This is a genomic window from Saccharothrix lopnurensis, from assembly GCF_042658445.1.
GTDB lineage: Bacteria > Actinomycetota > Actinomycetes > Mycobacteriales > Pseudonocardiaceae > Actinosynnema > Actinosynnema lopnurensis.
Genome location: NZ_JBHSQO010000005.1, coordinates 130,794 through 146,782 on the forward strand (window position 1 = coordinate 130,794; position 15,989 = coordinate 146,782).

Genomic DNA, 15,989 nt, shown 5'->3' on the forward strand with positions numbered 1-15,989 from the left:
TGAAAAACGCGCTATCAGCCGGCGAAGTTGTGACGCAGCTCCACGACCGCGATCTCCGGCGGCGCGCCCACGCGGACCGGCGGGCCCCAGAAACCGGCCCCGTTCGAGGTGTAGACCTGGGTGCCGTCGACGGTCTCCAGACCACTGCGGACCGGCTGCTGGAGCCCGACCAGCAGGTGGAACGGGAACATCTGGCCGCCGTGCGTGTGCCCGGACAGCTGGAGGTCCACGCCGTGCTTGGCGGCCTCGCGCGCCTGCACCGGCTGGTGCGCCAGCAGCACCACCGGCCGGCTGGTGTCGCGCCCGTCCAGCGCCCGCGCGTAGTCCGGCGCGTCGTCGAAGGACTCGCCGTTGACGTCGTTGACGCCCGCGAGGTCGAACGCCGCGCCCGCGCGCTCGATCGCCAGCCGCTCGTTGCGCAGCGGGTTGACCCCGAGCCGCTCCAGCTCGGTCAGCCACGGCTGCGCGCCCGAGTAGTACTCGTGGTTGCCGGTGACGAAGAAGCTGCCGTGCGTGCTGGTCAGGTCGCGCAGCGGCGCCGCCGCCTCGCCCAGCCGCTCCACCGTGCCGTCGACCATGTCGCCCACGATCGCCACCAGGTCCACCTGCTGCTCGTTGATCATCCGCACCAGCCGCTCGGTGTGGGAGCGGCCCAGCAGCGGTCCCAGGTGGATGTCGCTGACCACGGCGATCCGGTAGCCCGACAGCCGGGGGTCGAGCTTGCCCAGCGCGATCGGCACCCGGTTGATCCTCGGGTCGCCCAGCGCCTGCGTCGCGCCGTAGCCGACCACGCCCGCGGCGGCGACCCCGCCGGCCACGGCGAGCGACCGGGCGATGAACAACCGCCGGCCCGGGTCGACCCCGGGCGCCTCGGGCACCGGGGCGGCCACCGCCTCGGGCGCGCCCCCGGAGACCTCCGCGCCGACGGTGACCGGCACCGGCTGCTGCCGGCGCGCCGCCCGCACCAGCAGCAGCCGGGGCACCTCCAGCACGGCCAGCAGCAGGACCAGGTAGTAGGCCCCGGCGAGCCAGAGGTAGCCGGGCCAGCCGATCACCGCGTCGAACGACGTGCCCAGTCGGGTGACGGACAGCGCGGCCATCATCAGCACGTAGAGCACCACGAGCACGACCGTGCCGATGCGGCGCGCACGTCCCGGCAGGGTCGTGTCCCGCACGACGCGCTTCCAGAGGTAGTAGTGCGCCGCACCCAGCACGACAGCGAGCAACAAGACGAACAAGCCGGTCCTCCCAGGGGTGATACGCCCAGTTTCCACGAATGCCGGACCGGGCGTGCAACCCCCTGAGGCCCCGGAGGCGTGTCTACCCCGTACCGCAGTGGGGAGGGACACATGAGTGACCGGGACACCGCGTTCGCGGAGTTCTTCGCGGCGCGGTCCGAGGCCATGCGCGGCACGGCGTACCTGCTGTGCGGCGACTGGCACCGGGCCGAGGATCTGGTGCAGGCCGCGTTCACCAAGCTCTACCTGGCCTGGCCGCGGATCGACCGGCACGGGGCACTCGACGCCTACGCCCGTCGGACGCTGGTCCGGACGTTCGTGTCGGAACTGCGCCGGGGGTGGTTCCGCCGGGAGCGGGTGGGCGGGCCGGCCGGCGAACCGGCCGAGGTCGCCCGGGGTTCGGCGGAGGACCGGCTGGTGCTGCTCGCGGCACTGGCGCGGGTGCCGCCGCGGCAGCGCGCCGTCCTCGTCCTGCGGTACTGGGAGGACCTGTCGGTGGGGGACACCGCCAGGGCGTTGGGCTGTTCCGAAGGAACGGTGAAGAGCCAGGCCGCGCGGGGGCTGCGGACGCTGCGCGGCCTGATCACCCCTCAGCAGGGAGAAAAGGTGCCATGAACGAGCACGAACTGAAGGACGCGATGCGCGAGGCGGTGGTGGCGAGCAGCCCGCCTCCGCCGATGGACGCCGGTACCGCACTCGACCGGGCCCGACGGGCCCACCGCCGTCGCAGGGCCACCCGGGGAGGGGCCGTCGCCGGCCTCGCCGTGGTGGGCATCGCGGTGGGCGCGGTGCTGGTGCCGGACCTGGTCGGTGGTCAGGGGGCCGGGGTGCCGCCGGCGTCGTCGCCCTCCGGGGGGCCGCCGTCGGTCACCCGCACCGGGCTGCCCTCGGCCCCCGTGCAGGTCACCACGGCCGGGCCCCCGAGCCGGCCGTCGGTGACCGACCGGTCCGCGGCCGACCCTTCGGGAACCCGCCCGTCGTGGCCCGACGGGCAGACCGACCGGACCGCGACCAGCGGACCCCGGGCCGACCGGGCCCGCGGGCTGCTCGACGACCTGGCGGCGGCGCTGCCCCCCGGGTTGCGGGCTGAGGACCGCACCCGCGTCGGCTACGCCGACCACGGCCCCATGACCCGCCACCAGGGGCAGTACGCCGACACGGTCGACGGCGCGCAGGTGTGGGAGTACACCGCGACCACCCCGGTCGTGCGGCCCGGTGAGCCGGGCGTGGCGGAGCTGTGGATCCAGGTGGAGACCAGGGGCAACAACCGGGTGCCGGGCGAGGCGTGCGAGGCGGCCACCCGGTACCCGTACCCGATCTCCGGCGGGACCTGCGAGGTCGTCGAGGTGGCCGGCCGGCGGGTCGGCGTGGTGACCGGGGCCGTGGCGGACCCCCTGCGCAACACCTACGAGTCGGCCGCCTTCCACCGCCACCCCGACGGTACGCTGGTGGTGCTCGGGGTGGCCCGGGAGTACGGCGAGTCCGGGCACCCCGGGATGGCGTCCGTGCCGCTGGACGCGCGGCAGCTGGCCGCGCTGGCGGTCGACCCGAGGTTCCACCTGGACTAGCGGTCAGCCCGGGGAGGTCGGTGCGCCCGGCCTCCCCGGGCCCGCCCTCCCGGGAGTTCCTGCAGGTACCGTGCTGCTCGTCATGCGGACCCTGCTCATCGACAACCACGACTCGTTCACGTTCAACCTCTTCCACCACCTGGCCGAGGTGAACGGGCGGGAGCCGGTCGTCATCACCAACGACGACCCGCGGTTCCGGCTGTCCTGGTTGTCCTCCTTCGACAACGTCGTGATCTCCCCCGGGCCCGGCCGGCCGCAGGAGCCCGGTGACTTCGGGCTGTGCCGGGCGGTCGTCGAGCACGCGGAGCTGCCGCTGCTCGGGGTGTGCCTCGGGCACCAGGGGCTGTGCCTGGCGCACGGGGCGTCGGTCGGGCTGGTGACGCCCCGGCACGGGGTGGTGGACGAGGTCCGGCACACCGGGGTGGACCTGTTCGCCGGGCTGCCGTCGCCGCTGGCGGTGGTGCGGTACCACTCGCTGGCGGTGTCCGACCTGCCGCCGTCCCTGGAGGCCGTCGCGTGGGCGCCCTCGGACGGGGTGCTGATGGGGGTGCGGCACCGGTCGCGGCCGGCCTGGGGGGTGCAGTTCCACCCGGAGTCGGTGTGCACCTCGCACGGGCGGCAGCTGCTGGCGAACTTCCGGGACCTGACGGAGGGGGCGGCCCCGGAGGGGGCGGTCGCGCCTCCGGTGCCGCTTGCGCCCGGGGTGCCGCTTGCGCCCGGGGTGCCGCTTGCGCCCGGGGTGCCGCTTGCGCGCGGGGTGCCGGCCGTGCCTGGGGTGCCGGCCGTGCCTCCGGCGCCTGCTGCTCCGGCACCCGCCCCCGCGCCCCTGCCCGCCTCCTCCCCGCGCCCACCCCGCGAGGTGCTGGTGCGGCGCGTGGAGGCCCACCCGCCGCCCGAGGACGTGTTCGCGGCCCTCTACGGGTCCTCCACCGACGCCTTCTGGCTCGACAGCAGCCTGGGGGGCCGGCGGGGTCGGTTCTCCGTGATGGGCGATGCCGGGGGCCCTCTCGCCCGCGTGGCGACCTACGACGTGTCCACCGGTCGGGTGACCGTTGACGGGGTGACGAACCCCGGGCCGTTCCTGGACTGGCTGGAGGCCGACCTGGCGGCGTGGCGGGTGGCGCCGCCCGACGTGCCGTTCGACTTCGCGCTCGGCTGGGTGGGCTACCTCGGCTACGAGCTGAAGGCGGAATGCGGCGGCGACGCGGCCCACCGTTCGGAGCAACCCGACGCCGCATTCGTGTTCGCCGACCGGGCGGTGGTTTTCGACCACGATTCCCGTCGCACCTACCTGTTGGCGCTGTCCGACGACGACGGCTGGCTGGACCGAACGGCGCAATTCCTCCACGGATTCACACCGGTGCCCGCCGAACCGCCGTCACCCGCCCGTGCGGGAACGGCGGCGGCGCGGCACGGCCGGGCCCAGTACCTGAAACTGGTGGCGGCCTGCCAGGAAGCCATCACGGCCGGCGAGAGCTACGAGGTGTGCTTGACCAACACCGTGACGTGGCGCGGCGAGGTCGACCCGTGGGAGGCGTACCGGTTCCTGCGCGCGGCGAGCCCGGCGCCGTTCGGCGCGCTGCTCCGTTTCGGTGTGCTCTCCGTGCTCAGCACTTCACCCGAGCGGTTCATCAGGGTCGACCGATGGGGTGTCGTGGAATCGGAGCCAATCAAGGGCACGCGACCGCGCGGCGCCACCGGGGCGGAGGACCGGGCTTTGCGCGAGTCCTTGGCGACCAGCCCGAAGGACCGGGCGGAGAACCTGATGATCGTGGACCTGGTCCGCAATGATCTGGGGCATAACGCGGAAGTCGGCAGCGTCGAGGTGCCCAGGATCTTCGAGGTGGAGAGCTACGCGACGGTGCACCAGCTCGTCAGCACCGTTCGGGCAAGGCTCCGTTCCGGCAGTTCCGCGGTGTCCGCCGTTAGGTCGGCGTTCCCCGGCGGGTCCATGACGGGGGCTCCCAAGATCCGGACAATGCAGATCGTCGATGGGCTGGAAGCCGGGCCCCGGGGGGTCTACTCGGGGGCGCTGGGTTACTTCTCACTGTCCGGAACGGCCGACTTCAGCATCGTCATCAGGACGCTGGTGGTGGACCGGGACAAGGTGAGTTTCGGGGTCGGCGGGGCGGTCATCGCGCTGTCCGACCCGGTGGCCGAATTCGAGGAGACGGCCGTCAAGGCGACCGCCCTGCTCAGGCTGCTGGGCGTGCCTTTCCCGGGTCGCGGTTGACCCGTTGACCAGCGGTTCCCCCTGCGGACGTCCGAGGGCGCCGCAGGGGAAAACCAGCCTCGCCGGTCAGGAGGCGTGCGCTTCCTGGAACTGGACGACCAGGCCCTGGGGAATGCGCCCGCGGTCGGAGATCTGGTGCCCCTGGGCGCGCGCCCAGTCCCGAATCGCCTGCGCCTGGGCCTTGTCACCAGCCTTTACCGTGCTCTTGCCGGTACCCTTGCGCTGCTTGCGGCCCCCCGCGCGGCGCGCCTTGGCGACGAAGTCGGCCAGGGAGTCGCGGAGCTTGTCCGCATTCTCCTTGGAGAGGTCGATGGAGTACTCCACACCGTCCAGCGCGAAGGTCACGGTCTCGGCGGCTTCGCTGCCGTCGAGGTCGTCGATGAGTTGGACGACGGTCTGCTGTGCCACTGTTCCTCCGTGTGTGCTCGCATAGCGCGTGCTGCCCTCGACTTGTGCAGCGCCACACGCTTCGAGACGACACCATAGTGCACGACCGGAATATTGCCTAACCTTTCGCGCTGAAATGTGGCTGATGCCCCCGGACGGGTCATTTCGCGAGCTAAACCACAGGTCGGAAATGTGAGCTGCCCGAACCCGCGCGCGTGGCCCGGGTCACACCCGGTCGAGTGGCCTATCCTGGGAGGAGATACCGCCCAGGGCAGGGAAGGCCGGGAGCGATGCACGGTTACACGGCGGACAAGGACGCGTACCTCAAGCGGCTCCGGCGGATCGAGGGGCAGGTCCGCGGGCTCCAGCGGATGATCGAGAACGACGACTACTGCATCGACGTGCTGACCCAGATCTCGGCCGCGACGAAGGCGTTGCAGGCGGTCTCCCTCGGGTTGCTGGACGAGCACCTCAAGCACTGCGTGGCGCAGGCCGTGGCCGAGGGCGGCGAGGTGGCCGACGAGAAGATCGCCGAGGCGTCCGCGGCGATCGGCCGCCTGGTCCGGTCCTGACGGTTCCCGCGCCCGGTCCCGGAGCGGTCCGGCGCCGACGCGCCGGGCGCGGGGTTGCCGGGGGACGGGCGAGGTCGATCCAGTAGAGTGCTCCCGCCGGCCCCCGTAGCCCAATCGGCAGAGGCAGCGGACTCAAAATCCGTCCAGTGTGCGTTCGAGTCGCACCGGGGGCACCACGGGATCGCCACCCGTCGAGGCAGCTCCTGACTCGTGGGCACCACGGCCGGCGGGACCGATCGGGGTGACCCGGCGGACGCCGCCGTTGCAGCGGATCTCCTGCCCCACGGCTCCGAACAGGGCGTGGGCCTGTTCTCCGGGCAGCCGGTCGACCTCGGTCTTCACCACGGGAGCGCGTCGAGCGGGTACGGCCGGGCTGCGCTGCTCAACCCCTGCCGGCCGCACTCCGGTCACCCGGTCCGCGTCGCGGACGAGGACCTCGGGTTCGCTACCTGGACAGGGGAGCGGCCACTACGTGGTGTAGCGGAAACGGGTCGTCGCACGATGTGATTAACGACCTACCGGAGCAGGCCGTCGGCGAGAGCGTGTCCCGCCTTGACGTCGGTGCGGTCGCGCACACGTCTAGCCGATCGGGAGAAACCGATGCCATTGGCGGAAATGGACCGTCTGGTCAGCGACCTGTTCTGCGGGACGGGTTCCGACTTCGGATCCTTTCGCGCCCCGGCGGGCAGTGCCGTGCGCGGCCGGGAACTCCTCCCCGACACCCTGTACCGCTACGACCTGGTCGACTCGGTCTCGGAGCGGGCGGTGACGGTCCAGATCTACGTCGGTGTCTCCAAGCTCGGCGAAGGGCTGTGGAAGCAGGAGTTGCGGGTGCTCCAGCGGGTGGCGTCGTTACGGCACCCGGCGTTGCCCTCGATCAAGCACGGCGGGCACGTCGAGGACGAGGTCGCCCTCCCGTACGGCTTCCGCGGCTGCGCTTTCGTCGTCACCGACGCGGGGATGGGCCAGCTCTTCGAGGGGGGCGACCAGGGCGGGTCGCGGGCCGGGCTGGTCGAGGTCATCGAGTACCTGCGGCAGAACCGCCGGGTGGCGATGGCGCAGTTCATGTCCCTGGCCGACGCCCTGGCGATCCTGCACGACATGCAGATCGTGCACCGCAACATCTGGCCGGGCATCCTCGACCGGATCGAGCTCGACGGCGAGGACCAGATGGTGTTCGGCCGGTTCGAGCTGAGCAGGCTCACGTCGAACCTGTTGCGCACCAGCATGCTCAACGCCCGGGAACGCGCCGAGAACGCCCGCACGCTGGTGCTGGCCCAGGGCGGCGGGGCCATCGCGTACTTCTCCCCGGAGCGGATCCGCTTCCTGCTGGAGGACGGCGCGCACATGGAGGACCACCGGTCCGACGTCTACAGCCTCGGCATGATGGTGTCGGAGTGGATGACCGGGCCCATCCCGGAGGACCTCCTGGCCGAGGTCGAGACGGCCGTGCACACCCGGCGCGACCTCGGCGGGACGCTGGACGCGGTGAAGCGGGTGAACCTGCACCTCGTGAACGCGGTGCGCGCCCTCCCCCCGGCGCTCGCGTCCTTGTTGAAGGACATGACGGCGTGGGACAAGCCGACCGGCAGGCTCAGCGCCTCCGACGTGGTCAACCGGATCAGCGACCACTACGAGCGCCTGACCTACGAGCACGACGAGGCCACGACCACCCCCTACCTGCTGGTCTTCATGCCGAGCAAGTGCCGTGAAACGATCTTCGCCTGGGAACTGGTCGACCAGGACCCCGCCTCCGACGACGGCAGGCTGGAAACGATCGAGTTCCTGCTCGACGACCTCAAGGGAGCCCGCATCCTGCACATGCCGGGCGGGGCCGCGGGTTTCATCCCCGGCGACGACAAGGAGACGCTCGCCGCCGCCGACCAGCTCCTGGTGGGCCGGTCGGTGGCGTGGTTCTGCCGACCGTACGAGAAGGAGCACGGCGGTTTCGGCAGGCGCGGCCTGCCCGACGAGCACGGGCTCCTGCTGGCCTACCCGGTCCAGCTCGAAACCGGCCGGGGACGGGCGTTGCGCGCCGCGGTGGACGGCGCGCGCAAACGTCGGTGGGTGTCCCAGCTGCGAGTGGTGGCCTCGGACATCGCCCGCACCGAGATCGACGCCGCCCTCGCCGGATCACCGTCGTGGCAACCCCTGCTCGACGCGGTCCGGGACGTGGTCCCCCAGTCCAAGGCCGAACGCCAGTACGCCCAGGCGTTCGACTGGCTCCTCCAGTTCCAGCGCACCGCGCTGGAGGGGCGCCGCTACCCCTACATCGTGGAGCGGTCCGACCAGGTCGACCGGGTGACGCTGCGGTTCGACGAGGAGCGGGACCGGCGCTGGCGGCACGGTTCGGCCCTGGCCACGGTGTTCGCGGGCACACCGAGCCTGCGGCCGAAGATGGGCGACTTCTTCGCGGGCAACGCCAACGAGGACGGGTCGACCCTGGTGTCGCTGCGCGCCGACGACAAGGGCGCCCCCGCGTGGGACGAGGCGTTCGCGGGCGAGTGCGTCGAGGGCACCGCCAACGACACGGTGATCATCGTGGCGGGCAGGCGGTCCAGGGCCGTCCCGGAGCGGGGGTGGATCAGCCCGGTGGACGACCTCGGCTCGTGGATGGCGTTGAACCGCGAGGAGCAGGCGCGCCACGAGCTGCTCAGGAACCGGGTGCTGGTCGAGCAGCTGGACCGGCCCAACGCGATCACGTCGGTCACCCTGACCAAGAACAGCACGAGTGCCCAGGTCGCCGAGGCGATGATGTCCACCGAGCCGCTGTTCGCGCTCCAGGGACCACCGGGAACCGGCAAGACCGAGGTGACGGCGGACGCGGTGGTGAGGTACCTGGCCGAGGAGCGCGGGGCGCGGGTGCTGATCTCGACGCAGTCGAACTTCGCCCTGGACAACATCGCCGAGCGGTTGCTGGGGAAGCTGAACCTGCTCGGCGGGGGGCGCTCGGGCTCCAGCCACGTCGTGCCGGTGCGGGCGACCGGGTTGCGCGGCGAGGACAAGGTCGACCCCAAGATCGCGCCCTTCCTCATCCACCGGTTGGCGGAGGGCACCCTGGAGGAGATCAAGGCGCACACCGCGAAGAAGCGGGTGGACTACCGCAGGGACCCGGTGGTCCTCAGCCTGCTCCAGGACTGGGACGACGTGGTGGACGCGTGCCTGCCCGAGCTGATCGACCGGCTGCAACGCGCGGCGAACCTGGTGTTCGCCACCTGCTCCTCGGCCACCCCGGCGACGCTGGCGAAATCGGCGTCGACGGACATCTTCGACTGGGTGATCATCGAGGAGGCGGCCAAGGCGTGGCCGACGGAGCTGGCGATCCCGCTGTCCAGGGGTTCGCGGTGGTCACTGGTCGGCGACCACCGGCAACTGCCCGCCCACCGCAGCCGGGAGATCCTGCGGTTCCTGGACAGCTGCGCGGCCTCCCCCGACGAGGACCTGCGGGTGCACGGCGAGCGGCGCCACGAGTACCTCCGCGTCTTCGGCATGTTCGGCAACCTGTTCTCCGACCGGGTCAAGCGCCCGGGGAACAAACCGAGGCACACGCTGCGCAAGCAGTACCGTATGCGCCCGGCCATCAACGAGATCGTCAGCCGCGTGTTCTACCCGGTCGACGACGTCGGACCGGACGGGCACGTCGACATCACCGTCGAAGGGCTGCTGTCCACCGGTCGGGACGACATCGGGCTCCTGCACACCCCGGCGGAGCTGGCGAACGCGGTGGTCTGGGTGGACACCGCGGACACTGCCGCGTGCTCCGACGAACCGGCCTGGCGCAACCCCGGCGAGGTGGAGGTCGTCAACGCCATCCTCGAACGGATGCGGCCCGAACCGCTGCCCGGCAAGGACGGGTACGGCGACCACCCGCTGGCGGTCATCACCCCGTACCGGCGCCAGCTCGACCTCCTGCGGGCGCACAGCGCGATCCGCCCCTTCGCCTCGACCATCCACGCGTTCCAGGGGCGGGAGGCCAACGTGGTCGTCGTCTCCCTGGTCCGGGACCAGCGGCGCGGCCGGAGCGACACCCCGTGGTCGAACATCGGGCACCTGCACGAGCGGGAGCTGATCAGCGTGCTGTTCTCCCGCGCGCGGGAGCACCTCGTCCTCGTCGGCTCACTGCGCCACTTCGAGCGCGACGGCGGTCCGATGTGGTCGGACGTCTGCGCGCTGGTCCGCCGGCAGGGCAGGGTCGTGTCCGCGAAGTCCACCGGGCTCGGGTCGTGACCACGACGCGGATCTGGATCCGCTACCAGCCGGTGCCCGTGCAGGTCCGTCTCGGCTACGGGACCGAGATGTCCAGGATCGAGAGCGCCGTCCTGCGCGCCGTGGTCGAGTTCTGGCAGGGGTCGGCCTCCGACGTCCCGCTGCGCGGTGTCGGCCTGAGCAAGCTGGTGGAGATCTTCGGGCTCGGCGAGCGGGTGACCCTGCACCTGCTGTTCGACCTGTGGACCCGCGAGTACATCACCCTCGACCTCTACCGGAACATCGCCGCCCCGACGCAGGTCGCCCTGGACGCGTTCTCGGGCGGCGGGGTGTCCGGGCTGGCGGGGGCGGAGTCCAAGCAGGAGGACAGCACCGTGTGGCTCGACCCGGTCAGCGGGCACCTGACCGGGCGGCAGGGCCACCGCCGGGCCACCGACCCGGACCTCATCGTGCCTTCCTACGTGCTCTTCGCGGCGAACGCGGACGAGATCCGCAGGGGGGACCTGCTCCGCGCGGTGAACGAGCGGATCGCCGAGCAGGTGGCCGAGGAGCGGGTCAAGAACAAGGAAGGGCGGCGCACCGGACGGCAGACGAAGGTCCAGGAGGTCCGGATGGCCTCCACCCACCAGCGGACCGAGGGCGGGTCCTCGATGCTGTTCCCCGTGGACGTCACCGTCCGGCGCGACCCGGTCAACCACGAGGTCCGGGTGGTGGTGGCGCACGACTCCCGACGCACCCTGGCCCAGTGCGAGAAGATCGGCGACCTCATCACCGAGTTCATCCGCCGCCGCCCGGAGCACAAGTTCTCCCGACGGCTGACCGGGCGGATCGAGACCCGGTTGGTCGATCCGCCGTCGCTGGAGCGGAGCATCGACTCCCTGGCCAACGCGGCGATCACGGCGAAGTCGGCGCCCGCGGGCACCCGTGACACCACCCACGAGCAGCTGGTGGACGCGGTGAAGACCATCAGGGCGCAGATAGCGGCGATGGTGTCCACCGAGGCCGAAGTCGAGCTGGTCGGGTCGATCCGGGACTACCGCTCGGCGGTCGGGCAGACGATCCGCGCAGCCGAGCGCCAAGTGGTCCTGGTGGCTCCCGCCGTCCGCTACGCCGGGCTGGTCGACCTCTCCGACGACCTGAAGGCCGCGGTGCAGAAGGGCGTCCAGATCATCCTCGTGTGGGGCAGGCGGTCCACCGACGCGATCGAGGCCAAGGCGAAGAACGTCATCATCGAGATCACCAACACCGCCACCGACGCCGGGTTCAACGCCTCGGCCGTGCTCGTCGTCGGCCAACCCGCCCTGATCAACGCCGGCTTCGTGCTGGCCGACAACCACACCGCCGTCGTGGGCGGCTACAACTGCCTCGACCGCGACCACGGCTCGGACACCCACCAGCTCGGCGCGGTGGTCCGCGCGACCGAGCCCGGCGGCTGCGAGGTCGCGTACTCCCTGCTGCGGTGGACCCGCAGGGCCATGCCGGACCGGCTCACCGCGTCGGCGGTGTTCTTCCAGGAACGCGACTTCCGCGTCGTCGACGACGACCTGCCCACGCCCGCGGAGGGCCTCGTCTGGTCCGACCTTCCCGAGCCCCTCCCCAGGGACACCGGGGCCTCCGACGCGTCGGTGCAGGCGTGGGCCGAGGCGTGGGAGGAGTGCGCCGCCGAAGCCGCGCGGCACGTGGCGCTGCGCAAGCTGCCGTCGGTCACGCTGGTGGAGGACGGGGCGCACCACCGCACGTTGTGGGACGGTGTGCGCGAGGCCAGGCGCCAACTGGTCGTGGCGGGCAGCCGCCTCACCACGACGGCGGTCACCGACCAGTTGATCGTCGAGCTGACCAACAGGGTCGCGGGCGGCACCAGGACCGACGTCGTCTACCAGTTCCTGCAGCGCGACGCGGACGCGACGAGGGCCGCCCTGGGCAGGGTGCGCGGCGCCAACCCCGGTGGGTTCGCCGTGCGCCAGGCCGACTCCGCCGCCAAAGCCCTGGTCACCGACGACACCGTGGTCATCGGCAGCTTCGACTACGTATCCCACGACGGCTTCTTCGGCGGGCACCCGGGACGCAGGCCCCCGGCCGAGGTGAGCGTCCGCGTCTCCGGCGGTGACGTCGCGGCGCGGGCGGCCGAGCTCCTGGGCGCCCGGGTGGTCCGCAAGCCGAAGAAGTCGACCACCACGCCGCATCCCCGCGCGCGCCGGTCCCACCGCCTGCTGGTCGCGCTGGAGAAGTGCACCAGCCGCAGCCAGCGGGCGGAGGTCGTCACCGAGGCGGTGAGCGGGGGAAGGGGCACCGCCCTGCTGGCCGCCCTGCGGGCCACCCAGGTCGAGGACGGGATCCTCGCCCTGGTGGCGGCCGCCACCCTGCGCGAGGGCATCGACACCGCCGATCCCGACCACCGGTGGTGGGCGGGCTGGCTGGTCGACCGGTTGTGGGAGCAGGAGCGGTTCGTCGAGGCGTGGGTGCTGCGCCAAGCCCTGCCCGACGGTGGGGTGCCGCTCGCCCTGGCCGCCGTCGCCGCGGCTGCGGGCACCACGCTCGTGGGGGCTGTCGTGGAGGCGAACGCCTTGGAGTGCGCGGACGGGGACAACAGGGTCGCCCTGATCGCGCTGATCGTGAGCCAGCTCGTCGCCTGGCCGGGCGGCGGCACCCCGTTGCCCGGCGACGTCGCGCACAACCTGCGCGGATCGTTGGAGGTCCTCGACTCGCTGGACCCGGAGGGCAAGTGGCACGAACTGGTCGAAGCGGTGCTCGCCATGGGGGCCAGGGTCGACGAGCCGGGGGTGGCGGCCGTCGTCCGGGAGCTGGTGACCGAAGCCAACCGGGACGCCTCCCTGGCCGAGAACTGGGACCGGGCCGAGGAGGCGCTCAACGCGCTGGGCAGCATGTCGTTCGGCTTCGAGGCCGGTCTCAAGACGCAGGCGCGCCTCCTGCACCCCGAAGGCATCTTCGGCAAGCTCCGGACGATTATCGACGCCCGGGATCTCGATCCGGCGGCGCAGTGGCTCAGCGCCCCGGACCTGGTTGACCTGCCCGGGTTCCTGGACCGGACGACGGCGGAGGTCAGCGTCGGCCAGAAGAACAACGTGATCCACAGCGGCAAGCGCAAGCAGTACCTCGACCGGCTCACCCAGGTCGTGACGGCCGTCGAGGACGTGGTGGCCTTCCAGCCCGAGCGGCACGGCCACCAGGGCGTGTTCCAGGTGGAGGCGGTCCGGTCGCTCGCCGACGCGGTGGTGCGGTTGTGGCCGGGCCTGCACATCGACCTGGAGAAGCGGACGAGCCCGGCACGGCACCTCATCGCCCACGCGATGAGCTCCATGGCGGAGATACGAGAGTGGGGTGCCCGTGACCAGCACGGTTGACGTGGTCGCCGAGTGGCCGCAGGCGTGGCGGCAGCCGGGTCTGCTGGCGCTGGCCTCGCGCGGTGAGGCCGACCGCGCCACGGCGGCCCGCGCGGTCCTGGACGGCATCCTCCACCCCGTGGTGGACGTGGCCGACGGCGTGCAGCGGTTGATCGAGCTCGGCGAGTTCGCCGCCGCGCGGGCGCTGATGGGGCGGTCGCCGTCGGTCCTCTCGGCCGAGCACGCGGGCGAACTCGGCGAACGCCTCGAGCGGGCCGTGGGCGCCGCCTCGAACCGGTTGGGCGAGCGGGCGCACCGGCTGCGGATCCGCGCCGCCGCCGTGGGGCAGGCGGTCGACCCGGCGTGGGCCGACCTGCTGGCGGACAGCGCGACCGCCGCCGAGCGGGAGCTGGACGAGTTCGAGAAGTTCGTCGACGCCGTCGCGGACGACCGCGTCACCGCGATCAGGGCGCGCTTCCCGGAGTTGGACCGCGAGCGGGTCCTCATCGCGGAGGCGTGCCTGCGCGGCGGCGAGTACGACGTCGCCGAGTCGGTCGTGACGCACTCCGACGAGTCGACCTGGCTGAGCCTGCCCGCGACGGTGCCCCACCTGGGCGGGTGGGCCTACGCGGACGAGCCCGCGGACTCCGTGCTCGGCTGGTACCTCCGGCAGGAGGAGTCCCCCGCGGATTTCGAGCAGTGCCTGCCGTTCAAGACCGACACGAAGGCGTGGAGCCTCATCCGGGCGTTGCACGACGTGCACGACGAGCTGACCGAGGAGTCCGCGCGGGAACTCGGCCGCGCGATCGACGACCTCGTCAACGACATACCGGTGAACCACCGCGCGAGGGCCGCGGGCTCCGGCTACGACGTCGAGCTGCGCGGCCTGGTGGACCCCCGGTTCTCCTGGCTGGCCCTGCCCAAGCGCCTGACCCTGCACATCGGCCCGACCCGTCCGGCGGTCGGAGGCACGAAGGTGTGGCTGCCCGTCGGGGGCACCGACCCCGAACCCGCTGCGGGACTGGCGGTCCTGGAGCCGTCCGTGCTCTTCCAACTCCTCGACCCGGCGGGCGCACACCTCCAGAGCACGCCCAACCGCCGGGTCGCCCTGCTGCGGCACGTGTGCGCCCAGCTCGCGTTCGACCAGGTGGTGGACATCGCCGGCGCCGACCTCGGCAGCGGGGCCGACACCCGCGCCACGCTGTTGTGGGTGCTCGACCTGCTCGGGCTCGTCATCTCGCCGGAAGTCCCCGACATGGTCGTCTACCTCTCGGCCGGGATGCCCGAGGCCATGGCCGCGATCATCCGCGAGCTGTGCCGCATCGTGGGCCCGGCTGAGGAACTCGCCCACGAGGACCTGGTGCGCCTGCGCGACGACACCGAAGCGGTGCGGGCTGTGACCGAGGCCGTGTTCGGTCCGGTCGCGGACCACCTGGACGCGTGCGTGGTCTACGGCGCCCTCCTGGGCCGTGCCGCGCGGCTGGGCGTCGCGTCGGTGACACCCGACCAGCTGGACGCCGAGCTCGATGAGTTGACGCTCCTGCTCATGGAGGCCCACGAGAAGTCCGGCGAACGGGACCGGGACTTCCCGATCGGGCGGATCGACCTCGCCGCGGCCGGGAACGTGCTCCGGGATGCCGGGCTCCTCGGGCCCGGGGCCGAGTACGAGCTGCCCGGACAGGGGCTGGTCGCGCTGCTCGGCAGGCCCGGTCTCACCGAGGCGACGACGGCGTGGCTGACCCGGTTCCACAAGGAGCGCGACGACCTGGAGGACAACACCCGGCTGATGCTGCGGTCGCGCACCTCCTGGCACTACGAGCACGCCAGGAAAGGCCACCTGTACGCCTTGGCGCAACTCACCGCGAGCCTGGGCGTCGGGGTGGACAACGCCGGGCTGCGCGAGCGGATCAGGGCGCAGCAGGCCCTCATAGACGAGTTCACCGCCATCGAGAAGGGCGACATCGACGCACTGCTGCACTCGTCGGTCTTCGACTTCGCCGGCCTGGCCCGGGAGATCGCGGACGGCCAGCGCAAGATCAGGGACTTGGACTTCGAGGTCGTCGAGCCGGACGGGACGACCTCGGTCACGGCGATCAAGGTGCTGGTGCACCTGACGTTGAGCGACCTCTACCTCAACGCGTTGCAGGCGATGGAGGCCGCGGAGTCCCGGACTCGCCGCATCCGGGTGACCCTGCGCTACGAGGACTCCGAGACCCAGCGGTACCTGCTGGCCGACATCGAGGACAGCGGCCCCGGCTACGGCCGGGCCGACCGCTCCCGGCTCGACGAGATCCGCAAGACCTACGGCATGTCCGGCGGCGAGGGGATGCGCCACGCCAAGGCCAACCTCGCCGCGTGCCGGGGCCGGTTGGAGCGGATGCCCGACAGCGCCGACCTCGGCGGGGCCTGCCTGCGGGTACGCCTCCCGCTGGCCGAGTGAGGGA

The 15,989-nt window shown here is 72.1% G+C and carries 9 protein-coding genes and 1 tRNA gene; 8 read left to right on the forward strand and 2 right to left on the reverse strand.

Annotated features, from left to right (window positions below; translation table 11 throughout):
• Positions 1–14: 14 nt before the first annotated feature.
• Positions 15–1,238, reverse strand: coding sequence for a metallophosphoesterase (locus ACFP3R_RS07250; protein ID WP_380634003.1), 1,224 nt, complete (start codon positions 1,236–1,238; stop codon positions 15–17).
• A gap of 111 nt (positions 1,239–1,349) precedes the next feature.
• Between ACFP3R_RS07250 and ACFP3R_RS07255 the strand changes: the two genes are divergently transcribed.
• The 3 genes from ACFP3R_RS07255 (at position 1,350) to pabB (ending at position 5,039) form a co-directional block, all read left to right on the forward strand.
• Positions 1,350–1,853: a SigE family RNA polymerase sigma factor gene (locus ACFP3R_RS07255; RefSeq protein ID WP_380634005.1), complete on the forward strand. Its 504-nt coding sequence runs from the start codon at positions 1,350–1,352 to the stop codon at positions 1,851–1,853.
• Positions 1,850–2,806, forward strand: coding sequence for a hypothetical protein (locus ACFP3R_RS07260; RefSeq protein ID WP_380634006.1), 957 nt, complete (start codon positions 1,850–1,852; stop codon positions 2,804–2,806). Before ACFP3R_RS07255 ends, ACFP3R_RS07260 begins: the two co-directional genes overlap by 4 nt.
• A gap of 82 nt (positions 2,807–2,888) precedes the next feature.
• Positions 2,889–5,039, forward strand: coding sequence for an aminodeoxychorismate synthase component I (pabB, locus tag ACFP3R_RS07265; protein ID WP_380634008.1), 2,151 nt, complete (start codon positions 2,889–2,891; stop codon positions 5,037–5,039).
• Between the two features lie 66 nt (positions 5,040–5,105).
• Here the strand turns inward: pabB and ACFP3R_RS07270 are convergent, their stop codons facing one another.
• The gene (locus ACFP3R_RS07270; RefSeq protein WP_033430611.1) at positions 5,106–5,447 is read right to left on the reverse strand and encodes a histone-like nucleoid-structuring protein Lsr2; all 342 of its coding nucleotides are present in this window, start codon (positions 5,445–5,447) and stop codon (positions 5,106–5,108) included.
• Positions 5,448–5,716: 269 nt separating this feature from the next.
• On the opposite strand from ACFP3R_RS07270, the gene ACFP3R_RS07275 reads away from it, so the two are divergent.
• The 5 genes from ACFP3R_RS07275 (at position 5,717) to ACFP3R_RS07295 (ending at position 15,985) form a co-directional block, all read left to right on the forward strand.
• The gene (locus tag ACFP3R_RS07275) at positions 5,717–5,998 is read left to right on the forward strand and encodes a metal-sensitive transcriptional regulator (protein WP_380634010.1); all 282 of its coding nucleotides are present in this window, start codon (positions 5,717–5,719) and stop codon (positions 5,996–5,998) included.
• A gap of 99 nt (positions 5,999–6,097) precedes the next feature.
• Positions 6,098–6,174, forward strand: a tRNA-Leu gene (locus ACFP3R_RS07280).
• Positions 6,175–6,613: 439 nt separating this feature from the next.
• Positions 6,614–10,225 (forward strand): AAA domain-containing protein, encoded by a 3,612-nt coding sequence (locus ACFP3R_RS07285; RefSeq protein WP_380634012.1) that lies wholly within the window; start codon positions 6,614–6,616, stop codon positions 10,223–10,225.
• Positions 10,222–13,566, forward strand: a complete 3,345-nt coding sequence (locus ACFP3R_RS07290) for a phospholipase D-like domain-containing protein (protein ID WP_380634014.1) — start codon at positions 10,222–10,224, stop codon at positions 13,564–13,566. The genes ACFP3R_RS07285 and ACFP3R_RS07290 overlap by 4 nt, the downstream gene beginning before the upstream one ends.
• Positions 13,550–15,985 (forward strand): ATP-binding protein, encoded by a 2,436-nt coding sequence (locus tag ACFP3R_RS07295; protein WP_380634016.1) that lies wholly within the window; start codon positions 13,550–13,552, stop codon positions 15,983–15,985. Before ACFP3R_RS07290 ends, ACFP3R_RS07295 begins: the two co-directional genes overlap by 17 nt.
• The last annotated feature ends 4 nt before the right edge of the window (positions 15,986–15,989 follow it).

Excerpts from the sequence above, each read along its gene's own strand:
- ACFP3R_RS07255 (WP_380634005.1), top strand. The coding sequence starts at position 1,350 with ATGAGTGACCGGGACACCGCGTTCGCGGAGTTCTTCGCGGCGCGGTCC.
- ACFP3R_RS07260 (WP_380634006.1), top strand. The coding sequence starts at position 1,850 with ATGAACGAGCACGAACTGAAGGACGCGATGCGCGAGGCGGTGGTGGCG.
- pabB (WP_380634008.1), top strand. The coding sequence starts at position 2,889 with ATGCGGACCCTGCTCATCGACAACCACGACTCGTTCACGTTCAACCTC.
- ACFP3R_RS07275 (WP_380634010.1), top strand. The coding sequence starts at position 5,717 with ATGCACGGTTACACGGCGGACAAGGACGCGTACCTCAAGCGGCTCCGG.
- ACFP3R_RS07285 (WP_380634012.1), top strand. The coding sequence starts at position 6,614 with ATGGACCGTCTGGTCAGCGACCTGTTCTGCGGGACGGGTTCCGACTTC.